This is a genomic window from Petroclostridium sp. X23 (assembly GCF_030013905.1).
In the GTDB taxonomy this organism is placed as follows: domain Bacteria; phylum Bacillota; class Clostridia; order SK-Y3; family SK-Y3; genus X23.
This window is the reverse complement of the sequence record NZ_CP124862.1, coordinates 3,877,210-3,892,429: the sequence shown is the minus strand read 5'-3', so window position 1 is coordinate 3,892,429 and position 15,220 is coordinate 3,877,210. Positions and strand designations below refer to the sequence as shown.

At 39.2% G+C, this 15,220-nt stretch carries 15 protein-coding genes and 1 pseudogene; 6 read left to right on the top strand and 10 right to left on the bottom strand.

From position 1 onward, the window contains the following. Positions 1–29 precede the first annotated feature (29 nt). The gene (locus QKW49_RS18330) at positions 30–1,721 is read right to left on the bottom strand and encodes a chitobiase/beta-hexosaminidase C-terminal domain-containing protein (RefSeq protein ID WP_282864095.1); all 1,692 of its coding nucleotides are present in this window, start codon (positions 1,719–1,721) and stop codon (positions 30–32) included. Positions 1,722–1,784: 63 nt separating this feature from the next. Next, positions 1,785–2,597, bottom strand: a complete 813-nt coding sequence (gene tsaA, locus QKW49_RS18325; RefSeq protein WP_282868177.1) for a tRNA (N6-threonylcarbamoyladenosine(37)-N6)-methyltransferase TrmO — start codon at positions 2,595–2,597, stop codon at positions 1,785–1,787. Positions 2,598–3,467: 870 nt separating this feature from the next. Between tsaA and QKW49_RS18320 the strand changes: the two genes are divergently transcribed. Both QKW49_RS18320 and QKW49_RS18315 read left to right on the top strand, forming a co-directional pair. Next, complete coding sequence (locus QKW49_RS18320) at positions 3,468–3,617, top strand: XdhC family protein (RefSeq protein WP_282868176.1); 150 nt, start codon at positions 3,468–3,470, stop codon at positions 3,615–3,617. Beyond that, positions 3,614–4,234 carry a nucleoside-triphosphatase gene (locus QKW49_RS18315; RefSeq protein WP_282864094.1) on the top strand — a complete coding sequence of 207 codons (621 nt, stop codon included), beginning with the start codon at positions 3,614–3,616 and terminating at the stop codon, positions 4,232–4,234. Before QKW49_RS18320 ends, QKW49_RS18315 begins: the two co-directional genes overlap by 4 nt. A gap of 290 nt (positions 4,235–4,524) precedes the next feature. Here QKW49_RS18315 and QKW49_RS18310 read toward each other — a convergent pair whose 3' ends face one another. The 4 genes and pseudogenes from QKW49_RS18310 to QKW49_RS18295 all read right to left on the bottom strand — a co-directional run. Further along, positions 4,525–4,902 (bottom strand): DUF2809 domain-containing protein, encoded by a 378-nt coding sequence (locus QKW49_RS18310; protein WP_282864093.1) that lies wholly within the window; start codon positions 4,900–4,902, stop codon positions 4,525–4,527. 221 nt (positions 4,903–5,123) lie between these two features. Then, on the bottom strand, positions 5,124–5,303 hold the full coding sequence (locus QKW49_RS18305) for a hypothetical protein (protein ID WP_282864092.1): 180 nt from the start codon (positions 5,301–5,303) through the stop codon (positions 5,124–5,126). After that, entirely contained in the window at positions 5,284–5,439 is a 156-nt protein-coding gene (locus tag QKW49_RS18300) for a hypothetical protein (protein WP_282864091.1), read from the bottom strand. The genes QKW49_RS18305 and QKW49_RS18300 overlap by 20 nt, the downstream gene beginning before the upstream one ends. A 115-nt stretch (positions 5,440–5,554) precedes the next feature. Then, a pseudogene (locus tag QKW49_RS18295) lies at positions 5,555–5,689 on the bottom strand (KilA-N domain-containing protein); the annotation flags it as partial. A gap of 542 nt (positions 5,690–6,231) precedes the next feature. On the opposite strand from QKW49_RS18295, the gene QKW49_RS18290 reads away from it, so the two are divergent. Further along, positions 6,232–6,450 carry a helix-turn-helix transcriptional regulator gene (locus QKW49_RS18290; RefSeq protein WP_282864090.1) on the top strand — a complete coding sequence of 73 codons (219 nt, stop codon included), beginning with the start codon at positions 6,232–6,234 and terminating at the stop codon, positions 6,448–6,450. A 321-nt stretch (positions 6,451–6,771) separates the two neighbouring features. Here QKW49_RS18290 and QKW49_RS18285 read toward each other — a convergent pair whose 3' ends face one another. Both QKW49_RS18285 and QKW49_RS18280 read right to left on the bottom strand, forming a co-directional pair. Beyond that, the gene (locus QKW49_RS18285) at positions 6,772–7,572 is read right to left on the bottom strand and encodes a hypothetical protein (protein WP_282864089.1); all 801 of its coding nucleotides are present in this window, start codon (positions 7,570–7,572) and stop codon (positions 6,772–6,774) included. A gap of 83 nt (positions 7,573–7,655) precedes the next feature. Beyond that, positions 7,656–8,069: a DUF3592 domain-containing protein gene (locus QKW49_RS18280; protein ID WP_282864088.1), complete on the bottom strand. Its 414-nt coding sequence runs from the start codon at positions 8,067–8,069 to the stop codon at positions 7,656–7,658. A gap of 272 nt (positions 8,070–8,341) precedes the next feature. Between QKW49_RS18280 and QKW49_RS18275 the strand changes: the two genes are divergently transcribed. From QKW49_RS18275 to QKW49_RS18265, 3 genes are all read left to right on the top strand, one after another. After that, entirely contained in the window at positions 8,342–9,037 is a 696-nt protein-coding gene (locus tag QKW49_RS18275) for a hypothetical protein (protein ID WP_282864087.1), read from the top strand. Between the two features lie 14 nt (positions 9,038–9,051). Next, positions 9,052–10,569, top strand: a complete 1,518-nt coding sequence (locus QKW49_RS18270) for an Ig-like domain-containing protein (RefSeq protein WP_282864086.1) — start codon at positions 9,052–9,054, stop codon at positions 10,567–10,569. Positions 10,570–10,650: 81 nt separating this feature from the next. Beyond that, entirely contained in the window at positions 10,651–11,880 is a 1,230-nt protein-coding gene (locus tag QKW49_RS18265; RefSeq protein ID WP_282864085.1) for a protease inhibitor I42 family protein, read from the top strand. 281 nt (positions 11,881–12,161) lie between these two features. Here QKW49_RS18265 and QKW49_RS18260 read toward each other — a convergent pair whose 3' ends face one another. Then, positions 12,162–12,392, bottom strand: coding sequence for a DUF2442 domain-containing protein (locus tag QKW49_RS18260; protein ID WP_282864084.1), 231 nt, complete (start codon positions 12,390–12,392; stop codon positions 12,162–12,164). Positions 12,393–12,489: 97 nt separating this feature from the next. After that, positions 12,490–14,967 carry a LuxR C-terminal-related transcriptional regulator gene (locus QKW49_RS18255; RefSeq protein WP_282864083.1) on the bottom strand — a complete coding sequence of 826 codons (2,478 nt, stop codon included), beginning with the start codon at positions 14,965–14,967 and terminating at the stop codon, positions 12,490–12,492. Positions 14,968–15,220: the final 253 nt, after the last annotated feature.

Genomic DNA, 15,220 nt, shown 5'->3' with positions numbered 1-15,220 from the left:
TCCCCCTTTCCCCTTTACAAAGAGATATTCTATTCAATATCAAAACTCAAGTCATGATTGTCTTTTCCTAAACTGACACCGCTGCTTTCACTATCAAGGGCAAGCACATCCACATATGCCTTCCCGCTTAAATCCGAAGGCATGATAAATTCGGCACAAGCCTTGCCTCCGCTTACGGCAACTTGAGTCCGGACAGCCGCATATCCTATCGTTTTGCCTCCGGCATAAGCCGCAGTTCCTTCTCCGCTGCGTACCCGGAATACCAGCAGCGCGTCCTCTGCCGCATCTACAGCATTAATGAAATCAGCTTCTATGCAGTATCCTCCTCCGGGCGCTACGGAAGTCACTGCCTGTCCTGTGACATCAAGCAGTTTGACACTGCTGATGGTTATTTCATCATCAACGTTAACAAGCTTGATGGTATCAATGTTTTTCAGCACGCTGCCTTGATTGCACAGTATTTGAATGTATGTCGTGGTATCCCCCGACACATCCTCAACTGCGGACCCGTTTACTTCGTATGCAAGCATACACAGCTTGTCCTTGATATCCTGTACCGTACCGCCGTCATATTCTTCGCCTGTGACCGATACGAATTTAACCATCCATCTGCCGGAAGCAGACAATTGGTTAAGAAGGCTGCCTAAAAGTACTCCTTTGCCGTTTAGGCTTACAGCCTGTCCCCCTTCAGCGCATTGATAGCTTGCTGTTACAGGTGTCATTGCCTTCAATGTCTCAAGCGCATAGTAAACCGGTTCGGTTAAGCCTGCTCCTTTAATCGTACAGGCCAGTGAACCGAGATCATATTCGTAAGTTACTACATCGCTGTCCGCTTTACCCGACCCGATCGTCCTCGCCTTGATTGTCATTTTCCCGGTAATGGGTATCGGTGCATTTAAATGCGGCTGGAAGGTAGGGTAGCTGATATTATATATCGGGCTTTTCACGGTGGGTTCACTTCCATCAAGGGTATAATGCACAATTGCACCATATGGTGTTCCATCCCCATGCTGCAGTATTACCTTGGTGCCGGGAATGACTGTGCCGGAGCCGGGATAAGCATCCGGTGCGTCCCATTTCGGGGGAGTCTCTGTAGACACAATAATCGTACTCTCCGGAAGCAAGCCCTCTATCTGCTCGCTTTTGCAGGCAGTCGGCTCAATAGGACACCTTTGTCCGTATAGCAGCTTGCCATAGAGCTCCATTCTTGAATCATCTTCCAACGAACTGGATCTTTCACAACTAAGAGAAATCATCGCTTTGACCGGTACTTTCCCTTCTTCAGTGCGCTGCGGCGGCCATTCTGAGAGATCCCCGGTGTCACCGTCCGGGAAATAATACCTTTCATCATCAAGCAATTGTTGTTTTGTAAAGTTGCTGTATGCACCTTTTGAATCTCTGAATATAATCATGGTGGCATTTTCCTTTATTCCTGCCATCTCCAGCAGCGTTTCAAGGGTTACCCCTTTCGCATTTTTGAAAACCTGCAAGGATGGCCAGTGATTATAGCCGGAGTAGGTATAACTGGGTTCCTTTTCCGACAGTTCTCTAAATTCTTTCACAGTAAGTGATACTTCCTTTTCAACCCCGTCGCCTTTTATAGTTATCGCTGTCATATTGTCATCGTCTTGCGCCTGGACCGAGGCTATCAGCATGGTTGACAAGATGCCGAGTACCATCACCATACAAAACAACATCTTTTTAAATTTTAATTTTTTCATTTGCACTCTCCTCTCTGTTTTTAATATTTTCATTCTGCTGTGAGCCAAAATTACTCTAAATTTTTATTCGAAAAAATCGATTGAGAAGAGCCGGTCATCTTCCATATCCAGAGACTCCCGGTCTGTTACAGCCTGCTTTGCGGTTATGGTCAACCGTTTCTCACCCTTTTCCCAAATGCTTTGCCCAATGCCATCTGTTGCTGTGAATCTGAACCGTGGCGGATTAGACAGCCTTGCATTGCTCAAACCCTGCAGCACATCGGCCAAACACCGCGGACCGTTAACCGTTACTTTTAAATCCTTTGAATTGAGATGTCCGAAATGGTCATCAGCGATAAGAGCCATACGCACTCCGAGCAATAAACCGGCGCATTTTTCCTGGTGGTGGAGCATGGCTTGCTTTATGAAAATCTCCTGCCGCATTTCTCTTTTTAACGGTCTGATATAAGGTGTAGACGGCGAAAAAACGATTTCCTGCTCATAATAGGGCTTGATATCCAGAACGAAAGTCCCATCAATGGCATCGAGGCCGCTTACATATAGAAGGTTGTTCTCTACCCTTTCAAGACGTACCAGCGATAAAGCAACCGGGTTGGGGCGTCCAACTGCACGGATAGAGAATACTCCGTATTCCGGCAGATTGGAATTGACTTTTCCCGGCACAGTACTTAGGAGACTGCGGTCTGCTTCGTGAAACCACATTTGAAGCCACAGGTGTGAGTTTTCTTCAATACGCAGCAAACCCCGCTTATACTCCGGGAACACCTCAATTACGGCATTTCCTCCTATAATCGGAACACTGTCGGGCGAAGCAAAATCAGATTTGATTACTCCTATAGGCTTTAAAGTGATAATGTCTTTATCATTACACATCATCAAATTTCCACATCCTTTCTTTTATTAAATTAATGGTAAATGTTTTTACTTTTTATTTGGAAATTAATATTTAACTGAACTCTATATGAGGTTGTGAAAAAGTGCTTGATTGGTCAGTCGCAAAACATAGGGATGGGGCCTACAGCTTCCCTAAAAAAACAAGTACAGCAGTAGGTCCGCCCCTATGCTTCACTCCTTCTATATGCTGAATCAGCCTTTTTCAAAACCTCCTATAGAATGCTATCCGGGATTTTTACAGGGTAAGCATAATAAAAATGTTTTAATATTTTTATTTAAATGATTTAGGTTTTCAATATTTATTTTAATTGCATATTATTATGTTTTGTTTATTTTTATTTGTTTTTATTGCCTAACCATCGTGCATGGAATTTGCTTTACTATGTCCCTTTTGATAGGAATTATGATTTTAGTTGTAAATAAGCAGTGCAAATTGCGCTTTATATTACGTTATGTACTGTTAAGATGCGTTTCTATATCAGTATTCAATTTGCATTAATATTTTTAAATTGATTTTTGTAATGTTTCATTTATTTTTGTAATGTTATAACAGAATTAATTATAAGCATTATATTAACAAAAATCAAGTTTTTTTTACATATATTCTATTTTTTTTTGGAATTTCGATATTTAATGGAAGTAAAAAGGTACATATATGGTTAAAAACTCAAAAAGTACCAGAATGATCAGTAGCAAAGAGCTGTTCAGTGGTCTCGAACCATCCTCTCATTTGATATTTTTTAAAATGGACAAGCCCAAAGTTTTCTTAACTTGACATTTATAGAGCAATGCGCTATGTTTTTACTAGAAAGATTTTCCGATTAAAGCATTTTGAGCTTAATAACAAGCATAATGTCTCATTGCTTTACAAAAGAAGATATTAAACGTATTACAACACCCATTAGGCTATCAAACATTAAGGGTGAAACACCCGCAGAAATTGCTATCAGCATTGCAGGGCAGCTTATTACATTGCGTACAAGCGGTGAAATTGCTCAATGAGTTCTTTGTCCACAAAGCAAATTCATGATATAAGCGGACGTTCTGAGGCGGTAGCAGAATATTTTATTCAAGGAGCAATAATATTGAAGAAAATTATGTTAACAGGTGAAATTGGTGTAGGAAAGACAACTCTCCTTAACCGGCTTCTTAATCTTATACATTATAATAAAAAAATATACGGCTACCGTACTGAAAAGGACACTGTAGGAGATAAGCACTATGACATAGGTAAAGTATATATATATCCGGCAACGGGTAAAAAAATAAAATCACAAGCAAATTGTGTTGCTGATCTTACAGGCAGCAAGCAATTTACAGCACATACCGAAATTTTTGAAACAACAGGTGTACAGCTGCTTTCAAACATTCCAAAAGGCAGTATTGTAGTAATGGATGAAATAGGCTTTCTTGAAAGCAAAGCGCCAAAATTCTCTGCAAAAATAAAGGAAATTATCAACAATGACTATATAGTATTTGGCGTAATAAAGCCGAACAATACACCTTTACTTGACTATATACGTAATAACCCTAATATAGATTTATTTACAATAACTCCCGCAAACAGAGATATTATATTTGAAAAAATAAAATCACTAATTATAAAGAAGAATTATTAATGTTAACGGAAATTAATTTAATAACTTGAGTTGTGCACTGAATTGTAAACAATTGTAATTTCCAGTGCATCCAATAATTACATTGGCTAAAAATAGGCAAAAAGAAAGCATAAGCAACCCAAATATGTTAGTTTTATATTATCTAAAGATAAAAAACAAAGATATTTGGAAGATCTCACTTATGCCTAATATTACTATGACAGAACAGGATCAGCATATTATCAACTATGTGACATACTCCCTCCCCCTACGCTATCGCTAAGAGGTAGGAGACTTCTTGCCGCATAAGGTTAAACAATTTCTCTTACTAGCTTTATATCAAAGACATATACTATAATTGCTCCAATAGTATATGCAAGCAAATCAAACGGATCGAAAACTGATCCTATAATTAACTGTGCAAGTCTGTTATGTTCAAGTCCTAAAATGTTTATAAGCTTTATGTACTGTAATAATTCGGTAGTAAACGCCAAAAGAAGAGTAAAAATTATTAATTTCAAAGGGTGAAAATCATAAAGAATTTTAATGAAAAAGTATATTAGTAAAATAATAATAATGTCTCCCGTAAATCCTCTAATAAAATGATTATTGGAAAATAACTCAACTATTAAAACACAAGCTGTAAAGCATGCAAAGGATAGAACAGAATAAATCAAACGTCTTTTCAAGATTTTCCCTCCAAATTCAAAAACATTTTAAAATTTTACTTTGATAGGTTTTGAACTTGAGTTTATAACAAGTCCGATAAAAACCAAAAAAGTCCCCACTAATGCTATAAATGTCAAATTCTCTTTCAAAACAATAATTCCAAGCAATGCAGCCAGCTATAGATCAATCCACTGCATATTTGGCTTTATACCTTACAGACGTAGTTGAATAACTGATTGGTTCATATTGTCCTCCCTGTTAACTGAACACCTGATTCCAGAATTTCTAATTGATATCTTGAACAAGGGGGAACGTATATCTCCTCTTCTTTTTTCTCTGTATAAAGATATAATTTTCCCTCTTTATCCTGCAAAAGTTCTTCATAACTTTCATAGATTTTATCACAGCAAAACTTCTCCATACAGGAATTTCTCTTTTCTTGACTTCTTGATTGCCACTGCATGAAATTCAGCAGACTCAGATTTCATCATGGCAGGTATAACTTCTCTCTCTGCTATTCTAGCATAACCTAAAACTCCAAAACGTACTTTTCTCATTCTGTATCTCCTCTCATAATATTAGGGAATTCCTAGAATGTTTTTACTATTTGTTATGTACAATATTATATAAAAATACCCTCATGGTTGGCAAGGAGTAGACAATGCCAACATTGTTATCCAAAACCAACAACTGGTTTAATGTTGCATAATCTCCGATATTTCCGCTCTTATCAGGGTGTTCTTCCCGCCACTGTTTAGCTGTGATTCCAGACAGTGCATCATTCAGCACATCTGCTTCGCTGACATATCATGTGGCAAATTTCCATTGTGCTGCAAAAAATCTCTTGATTTTTGAGGCTAACGCCAAATATTACGGAAAGCAATGACATCCCCAGGCAACCATCGCTTTTGCTCCTCTCGCCTTTGCATCTGCTTCAGCAGCTTGGAGTAACGCTTTTCCCCTTCCTTTTTTATGTCCGTGAACCCACATGCATTTCATCTTTTAAAAAATAAATAATCTTAAGTTTACACTTATGACCTATGAAGCTTCCCGTGCGGAGAATTAAAAATTTCTCGTGCTTTTGTTTTTCTTCCATTTAGCAATTCTTTCAATAATAAGAGTTACGATGAGTACCCCACCTAATGCCAAGATTGTTGCTACACGTTCACTCTATGTCATTTGAATAAAATTCATACCCATTCCCTTTTTCTTCTCCTTTCTTAATGTCTAACCATTAATCTGGAAATAATAGAATTAAACTCCTTCATATTTCAATTTTAGCGATATTATCGCTAGATGTCAATAGCGAATACTTCGCTAAACTATAATGATTCTGAGGTGATTTTATCATGTATGAAAGAATAAGAAATTTACGTGAAGATAAGGATATGACCCAGACACATGTTGCATCATATCTTAACTGTAGTCAAAGAATTTATAGTAATTATGAACGTGGCGAAGTGGATATACCTACTGGAATTTTAATCAAGCTAGCAGACCTACATAATACAAGCACTGATTACCTATTAAACAGGACAACCCAAAAAAAGCCTTATCCGAAAGACTAACAAATAAATAATTCTAAAAAACGACTCTATTAAAAAAGTCGTTTTTTATTTTTCCGATTCAAATACATTTTCTCCATTGTTTCCTCTCCCCATTACATGATATAAAGCACCTTCATAATGTACCCTTGGTTTCCTTGGCATCTTATAATCCATTACCATATTTCACCTATTATGTTCATAGTTTGTCAATTTATCAAGCCTGACCCTTTTCCCTTCTCTTTTCCCTTCTTTCACTCCCGCTGTCGTAAATTTATTGTAAGTTTATTACAGCGGGAGTGAAATGTAAATTGTTTCCTAATAAGTATCCCCCGATTACCCCGATTAATCAATTGGGATAAATAATTGGATGGTTTTTATCCCAGCATCGGCAGGCACTTCACTTTTACTGGAAAAATCGCCTTCCTTATCATATTCCCATCTGAGGACCATATTCGTATCTGCCGTTTCTCCGGAGCTTTTCTTCTCCTTGTACATAAATGCGTCGAAAATATCCTGTCCCATATGCATGTCATAAGCATGCTTAAAATTCTTTTCACAATAATCCAAAGCCTTTTGAGCAGGTTCTCCAACCTTGAAGTCATAATTAAAGACATATTTGTCCGAGGTAATTGTTATGTTGTCCGGAGCTTTGCCTTCCGGCAGCTCTTCCGTATCATAATTGAAATCAAATGTAATGCCCTCGTATTTCAGTGAGGAACAATATGTAAAATAACCCTCCTCTTGCTTGGTTTCAAAGGTGTAACCCTTCCCAAGCTTATTTATGATTTCGTCCTTGTTCATAAGCACCGACAGCACAATTGGAGAGTCTGCCTCAGCTTTGTCATTTTGCCTGGCATCATTTTTTGCGGCATCTTCTTTCTGCTTATTTTCCGTAGAAGAGGTTTCGTTGGGCTTACTTTGCCCTGAAGCTGTTTCTCCGGCCTTTTGCTGGACTTCCAGCTCCGACCTGATTTCTTTCCTAAGCTCTTCCTTCATCCTGGCTTCTGCTTCCATTTCCGCCTTGACCTCAGCCTTCAGCTCTTCTTCTGTTTTTTGACCGGTGGTCTGCTTGCGGGATGAGCATCCTGCCAGCATTGTGAATACCAATACTACGGCTAATAAAGCACTAAATATTCTTTTCATAACATCCTCCCTGGTTAACTATAGTTTTTAGGTTTTTTGTTGTGTTTCATTTTCCTTTCAGTTTAATTCTTACACTGGTTCCCTCATCCACCATTAAGCACAGTAATAATGCCGACTACCATCATTAAGGCGCCTGTAACAATCATCCCATAAAAAATACACATTCTGGATTTATCACCTTTTACAATAAAAAGATCTGGTTTATCTCTGCTGTATACGATATCAATTTTTGTGCCAACAGCATATTTTTTATTGGTTGAACCTTGTTGCTCACGTGCATGAATCAATTGACCATCCGGAAGGTAATATTCAACCGCCATTGTGTACATGGTTGTGGGATGCATTCCCGAAAGATTTCTATAGTCATAATAGATTACTACCGTTGCATCGGTCGTTACAGGATCTTTAAACAATCTCTTCTCGTTCTTCAATAAAACAATACCCAGAACCATCGTAATCAATCCGATAGCTGAAAAGATCAATAAATCATTCATCATCACATACCCCTTTTTTCAGTATTAATAAAAAATTGATGCAAACCAAAGTACGACTATCACTTTTTTCATGTTGCTTGCAATCCTTTACCTTTTTTATAAATCATACCACTCTGTTTAATGGATGAAAATCACCCGGTGGGTGATAGTATAGACGTTTCTTATGATATATTATTAAAATATCGTGAAAAATGGCGTCATTTGTCCTATTCATGACATACAACGCGTAAAGGCGGTCTATAAGTTTAAATTAGCTTATCAAGGAGGTTTTAATTATGAACAAACAGTTCTACATACGGTACGTGGCCTTGCTGATGGTATTTGTTTTCACGGTTCTTTTGATGCCGGTTTCCACAATGGCCGCAGGATATGACGGCAACGCGACACTTGTAAAAAGCTACAACAAGGATGGAAAGTTCTCCATGGTCATCGATCTGACCTGTCCGGACAATGGGATCGGAACTTTTGAGATTTTTTTAACCGATGCAAGTGGTAACGTTTATTCACGTTGGGATACCATAGAAGCAATCTACTCCTTCGGTACCAGACAGTATACATTTTCAAGAAGTTATGCTGATACGCCTGACGGCCAGTACAAAATGAATGTAGTAGCCACGAATGGATATGGAAATTCAAAGAACTTCTCTTGGGTAATAAACCACAAGAAAACTGTTAGTGTAAATTTCAAAGATACTTACAAAGTCAAAAACGCGGACGGCACCTACAGCCAACAGTTCAACTTCACGTCTGTAAACGGGAAGGGCAAGACGTATCACGTTGAACTATATACGAATGACGGAAAATTAGTTAAATCGTTCAGCTTTACAGATCCATATAATAAAACTAACTGGTACACAAAATGGAATTACTTCCCAGAAAGCGGCGTTAAAATGAAGAGCGGCAGTTACATACTCAAGTATTGGGTAGATGGCGGAAATCCAAAGCAGGCAACCATCACGATTTCGATATAAAGGAGACGAACACAATGCAGATTGATAAAATACATAACATAAAAGGAAAGCAAATTGCTGGATTTTCGGTCATGCCGGTATGTCTCCGGGGCTATAAGGGTATTGGAAGGATAATCCGGGGGCTTGCCGCCGTACTCATGACCTTGCTTCTATGTCTGATGGGATACTTAGCTGTACAGGCCGCTTCGCCGAGTGACTGGAATGAAGTAAGAGGCACCTTCAACCAGAAGGACGGAAGCCAGTACAACAGCGGAAAGCTGCAGCTGTTGCCTCTGGATAATGGGTGTGTACTGTTTGAACTCGATGTAATGCAAGGCAGCGAAGCCGAAGATATCTCCACAGACTTTCGTTTATCGGGCACTTTCTATGTGGAAGAAGACGGAACCGGTACCTGTGAAGAAGAAACCGAAAACGGGTTGGTTTCACTACGGTTTGTTCTTGATGGAGATACAATCACAGTTACCCAGACCGGTACGCTCCCTGTTCCAGTCGAAGGAATCTACATCTGGCTGGGGGAGTCTCTTGAGGTTACACCGGAATCGGCGGGAGAACTGCTTGAAGGTCTCGCGACAGCGACGACCAGCCTGAATCACAATAACGGCGAATATCGGCTGGAAATGTCCGATATGGAAGTGGACGGTTGGTTTTATGATATGAAGGCTGTTTTTGCAGACACCGGCGTACTAATCGGGGAATTTCTGATTGCCAACGACCTCAGCGCTGTTTATCGTATTGATACCGAAGAACCCATCCTCATTTATGGTTCCGCTGATTCCATGATGGAAGCGGTTTATGATGTGGTATTGGAGGAAGGCGAAGAAGCACTTACCGTTGCAGGGTCAGAAACCGATATCGGAGATGGTTTAGAATATTCCATACCATTGGTGACTGCGATGCCTTCCCGCTCTACTCTGCCTGTCGGTGAAACGGCGAAGGTGGTATCCGTAACGCCGGGAAATGTTCCGGCGATGATCACATGCACATCAGAGAATCCTGAAGTCGCCGCCGTGGATGCAGATGGTGTTATTACCGGTATTTCTCCCGGAACGGCAGTTATCACCGGAACAATCTCCGTAGACGGCTCTGAAAAAGCCTTTTCTTTTGATCTCAATGTATGGGTCAAATCCATTCAGGCTCTGGATATCAAGACCGACATCCAGGTCGGAGAGAGCGTTACGATGAACGCTCAGCCTATAGGGGTGTCAACTCCAATCAGTTGGAGTGTTTCAAATACCGATTTGGCGGAGATTGATGCGGCAACCGGTGTATTTACCGGAAAGAAAGAAGGTCAATTGACGTTGATTGCTCAATCCGACGATTTGAAACGGGAATGGGCGATCAACGTTGGATCTGTTTCTGGATCGGATGACAATGTAGCTGCAAAAGCATCTGTTCCCGCATCCTCTAATGCCGGGGAGAAAGCGACCGGTAATTCCGGGTCCCTCCTGGCATCAATTATCGGAATCTTGCTTGTAATAGGTGTTGTGGCATTCGTTTTGATGAAACGGAAGCGGAAACACCCCAATCCATAAAGATTGTAAGTATTACCTGATGGGGATGTTACAAGGAAATTGCAATGAGTAAACAAAAAGTATTAAATGGGAGGTAGTGTAGTGAACGTACTTAAAAAGCTGATCATATTTCTGGGCATCTTCATCATGTGTCTGGGATTTGCGGCATGCTCAGTAAAGGAAAAAGGATTATCGAATGACCTGATGGATGAAAAGAAGCAGCAATCACAGGCTCCAAAATCACAAACACCGAAATCACAAACACCGGATCCGCAAGCGCCCAGTGATGAGGCGCCGCCGGATCCTACTGGATCCGATCCTATGTCACTTCCCCCATACACATATGACATAGAAGGCAGAAACTGGAATGTTGAGGGGATCACCGTTAAATATCCCATGATAGTCAATTCCAATATTCAAGAAAAATCTGATGAAGCCAACGATCTGATTATGAATGATATGTCAACCCTAATAGAGATAATTAAAAAGAATGTTAATGATGAAACGCTCACCGTCGATGGTGTATTTGATTATTCTCAAATCTCACCAACAGTCCTGAGCATCTGCTATGAAATAGACTACTATGCAGAGTCGTTGGCCTATCCCGTCAGTCTCTACCATACGCTAACAATCTCTTTGGATCAAGTTGCCGCCATTCCGCTTTCTGATTTATTTGTAATAGACGAAACGTTTGTTGAAGACTTTAAAACCATGTGGATGTATGCACCCTTCAGAGATTTAGACCTTGAAGCATCCGGTGTTAATATTAAGGAAGAAATAGAAAAACTATATTCCAACAAGGAACTCATAAAGCTATTTTCACAAGCAAATGCCCAATACTATTTGATAGACCAGGGCCTTATTTTAAGTATCGAAGTTCCGCATGCGCTCGGCGATCATTTGGAAATGGCGACGAAGTATGAATTCTTGGAAATATACATGAAAAAGGACCATCCTCTTTGGAAGGATTATATGTTTTTGGGGGGGGATGGTTTTGAAGGAACCAATGAAGGAGAGCTGTACACCATTGATAAGAATATAAAAGTTGGTGACATCTTAACAATAACACTGAACGAAAATTTATCAACAGGGTACAGCTGGCAGTACGCAATTGAAGATGACGAGGTTGTCAGTTTTAAATCTGATTACGTTTTAGAAAATGGCGGCACAGACGATGGTGTGTCTGCAATAGTAGGAACAGGAAGTCAGCATGAATGGAACTTCAAGGGATTAATGCAAGGTTCAACAGCTATTGGGCTCGATTATTTGAGAAGTTGGGAAGATCGGGGCACAGAGGCACAGACAATTACTTACATTATAACTGTAGAATAACAGTGGCTTGATTCCTTTCTGTTAAAGTTTTTTTAACAAATGTATACAGGCTAATGAAAAGGGGCTTGCTTTGAAATCATTGCTGATTTCAAAGCAAGCCCCTTTATTCGACGAGTTAAACGATACATTTTCAGAGGATTAACACAAAAGCGTTGCTTTTTATGCAAGATAGTGTAAACTTGTCAAACTAAAGAGCATAACTAAGACTAATACCATTGATAAAATTTTTCTTTGTTTCTTCATTACACTTAATTCCTCCCAAATGATACTTTTTATAATTCTCACTTCTGTGCCAGTTGAAAAACCTCATTTATGGATATTTCCAGCATATTATCCCATCTGATATAGCTTCCGTCAGCGGTGACACGGTAGAATAACTCCTTGTCCGAAAGCATTCCAAACCTCACAGTCCCAAGTCTGCTTTCCATATTCAGTATGACACCGTTGCCGTTATCCAAAATCACCTCCAAGCAGTAGCCCTCCTTTGGTATAACCTTTTTGATATAGCTCACTCAATCACCTCCTAAAACACAAAATCCATCATACATAATTGTATAGTGGATTTTTCTCATTTTTTATCCCCCAGTGGGTGATTTATTCATGTGATTTTCAAGACTTTTGTTCAAAATATTGCTTTAAAAGAGACCGCGAATTGATTCCAAGCTTTTCAAAAATACTTTTAAGCTGGGTCTTCACCGTATTTTGTGAAATAAACAGTTTGTCACCAATTCCTTTATTAGAAAATCCTTCAGCTGCAAGGCGTGCTATCTCATCTTCTCTTGCGGTCAGCCTTGGTTTATCCTCTTTTAAATACTCTTTTGTTATTTGATCTACTGCCTTTTGATATTGTTTAGACATCATAAGTATCCTAGCAATATCCTCACGGTAAGTACCTTGATTATATAGTTCCTCAAGCAAAGGCTTAATATAATCGCAGTTCTCGACAAATGGCATATATACCCTGTCCGGCAAAGCCATGTCAAGCACCTGTTTCAAGGCCTGAATTGCTTCTCCCCTCCGATAGATCCGTTCGTTGGCCGCTGCAATATAAATTGCGGTATAAATGTTTGCCAGTATATTAGGGAATATGGAGGCTATACCTAAAAATTTATCGGCGATTCCCAAAAGCTTTAAGTATTCACCATTGATTAGAAGTACTCTTCCATATATGATATTGGCGAACGCTCTAGCCTGAAAGTAGATGCAGCTAGAGTCGAAATCGCCCTTGACCAGCCATTCAGGAATATTTTCTTTTTGATTCAAGCAGGTATATACAAAACCTATGCACAGATCGATCGTATGAATCACAACATAATTTTTTTTGAACTCAATTCTTTCACGCATCTTCTCAAACAACTCGAGTATACATGCATAATCGCCTTGCATCAGACACAATCGTATCTGTAAAAACAGTGCACAGATGATAGCACTTGGTTCAGGTCCTTCTTGAGCTACATAAAGCGCCTTATGCAATGCAATTTCAGCATTTTCAAAGTCACCCTGATGAAAATACCATTCTGCAGCCATTACATGCTCACCACCCATTCCGTGCCCATTTGTCAATTGGTAGTAATATTGAATAGCTTCTTTAATTTCCATAACTTTATTCTCAAGTGTTCCGCTTTCCCTGTGAAATATGTATAATACAGAGGGCGAACCGAAAGTCCAACTCCCTTTTGTATCCATAAAAACAGACGGCTCTTCAAGAAGTTCACAAGCCTTTTTTTGGTGTTTAGACATTTCCATCATGTCATTGTATTTTGTAAAGCTCAGCAATAACTCAAATTCCCCCATCAGACATTTGATTCGTTCAGGATCGAGATTACTACTTTGCAGCAGCACGGTGAACTCACCTGCAGCCTTTTCAAACAGTTCCATTTCATTGAATGTCATCAGGCACATAGCATAAGAGAGCACTGCAACAAGATGGCACCGTTTGTATTCCTCCGGACATTCCTCAAAATACTGAATCAGTAGTTCTTTTTGCTCATTTACAATGCTGTTTGTCTTGTCAAGCTCCACCACCAAAAGCAGGTTATCAAAATCTCTGGCTAAATAAAAAAAATGCATTGCGGCAAGGTATTCCCCCGTTCTCAAGTACCAGCTTCCTGCCTTCTCGTACAGGTTTTTCATATAATTGAAATCTTCTTTTTCAATTATTTCTCTGAGGAAATTTGTAAATATGTTATGAATTTGATACGTCTTGCTCCTAGCATCATAATTGACAAAAGCGTTTATTCTGGTAATTTTATCTAAATACTTTTTTGCATTTTCATTGCCCCACATATGTACTGCCTGCGTCTCGCTAAAGCTATCAAAAATACTTATGCTTAAAAGAAATTCTTTTATATCTTCGGAAAAATGTTTGTATATAGCATTCTCAATCAGTTTATATATATTGTGAGTAGTTATCAGGCTACCCGTTTCTTGATAATTAAGCATTAGCAAGTATAAAGCGCTTATCCATCCTTCCGTGATGGCATAAAGCTTATCCGCCTCGGTAGCCTTAATACGAATTCCGCACAGCTTGTAATATTTTATGATTTCATTTGGCATAAGCTCAAAGGTTTCTTTTGTAATATGGTGTAGATAACCCTTAAGAAAAAGCTCTTCCATGCTTTGAAGCTCAATAAACCGAGTAGTTAAGACAATCTGTAGATGATCAATTTCATTTACTACTAGAAACTCAATGAAAGCTCCCACATCAGTACCATTTAGCAAATGGTAATCATCGATGACGAGCACAGTTTTTTTCGGCAGTTCTATATCTACAATAAGCTTCAAGGCTTCCTGAAAAGATACTTTATCATTTGGGAATCCTAGTTCTACAAGGTTATTGGCAAGTCTTTCATCTAATTTACCCAACAAGCGACAAAATCCGTTCCAGAAGTTGTAAATTGAACCACCATGAATCTTAAGCCACAATATATGTGCATTAGCATTACATAGATGCTCCCTAACCGCAGTAGTTTTCCCATAGCCCATGGGTGCTTCCACAATGGTAAGGGGATAGTCGAAGATTCCTTTCATGGCTTCAACGATCCGTTCAGGAAAATATAGAGTTTTTGTTTTGTTCTGTTTATACATAGTTCGTCCCCCATAAGTTTCTTGAATGATTATATATCTAACCTTTGCACTTAAAAAAGCTTCTATGAATCTTGATAATCCAATGATATTCGGGAGAAATACATAGGGCTTACGTTACGAAATAATTGAGTTATCACCAAAACAATCATAAAGAAAGGCTTATGTCATCTATATTTTCGCCCTCTTTTCGGGGTCAAAAACGTCATTTTCGAACTCATTTTTTGTCCCAAAATCACTCTTAAACCACAGCATA

Excerpts from the sequence above, each read along its gene's own strand:
- QKW49_RS18330 (WP_282864095.1), bottom strand. The coding sequence starts at position 1,721 with ATGAAAAAATTAAAATTTAAAAAGATGTTGTTTTGTATGGTGATGGTA.
- tsaA (WP_282868177.1), bottom strand. The coding sequence starts at position 2,597 with ATGATGTGTAATGATAAAGACATTATCACTTTAAAGCCTATAGGAGTA.
- QKW49_RS18320 (WP_282868176.1), top strand. The coding sequence starts at position 3,468 with ATGTCTCATTGCTTTACAAAAGAAGATATTAAACGTATTACAACACCC.
- QKW49_RS18315 (WP_282864094.1), top strand. The coding sequence starts at position 3,614 with ATGAGTTCTTTGTCCACAAAGCAAATTCATGATATAAGCGGACGTTCT.
- QKW49_RS18305 (WP_282864092.1), bottom strand. The coding sequence starts at position 5,303 with ATGGAGAAGTTTTGCTGTGATAAAATCTATGAAAGTTATGAAGAACTT.
- QKW49_RS18300 (WP_282864091.1), bottom strand. The coding sequence starts at position 5,439 with ATGAGAAAAGTACGTTTTGGAGTTTTAGGTTATGCTAGAATAGCAGAG.
- QKW49_RS18290 (WP_282864090.1), top strand. The coding sequence starts at position 6,232 with ATGTATGAAAGAATAAGAAATTTACGTGAAGATAAGGATATGACCCAG.
- QKW49_RS18285 (WP_282864089.1), bottom strand. The coding sequence starts at position 7,572 with ATGAAAAGAATATTTAGTGCTTTATTAGCCGTAGTATTGGTATTCACA.
- QKW49_RS18280 (WP_282864088.1), bottom strand. The coding sequence starts at position 8,069 with ATGATGAATGATTTATTGATCTTTTCAGCTATCGGATTGATTACGATG.
- QKW49_RS18275 (WP_282864087.1), top strand. The coding sequence starts at position 8,342 with ATGAACAAACAGTTCTACATACGGTACGTGGCCTTGCTGATGGTATTT.
- QKW49_RS18270 (WP_282864086.1), top strand. The coding sequence starts at position 9,052 with ATGCAGATTGATAAAATACATAACATAAAAGGAAAGCAAATTGCTGGA.
- QKW49_RS18255 (WP_282864083.1), bottom strand. The coding sequence starts at position 14,967 with ATGTATAAACAGAACAAAACAAAAACTCTATATTTTCCTGAACGGATC.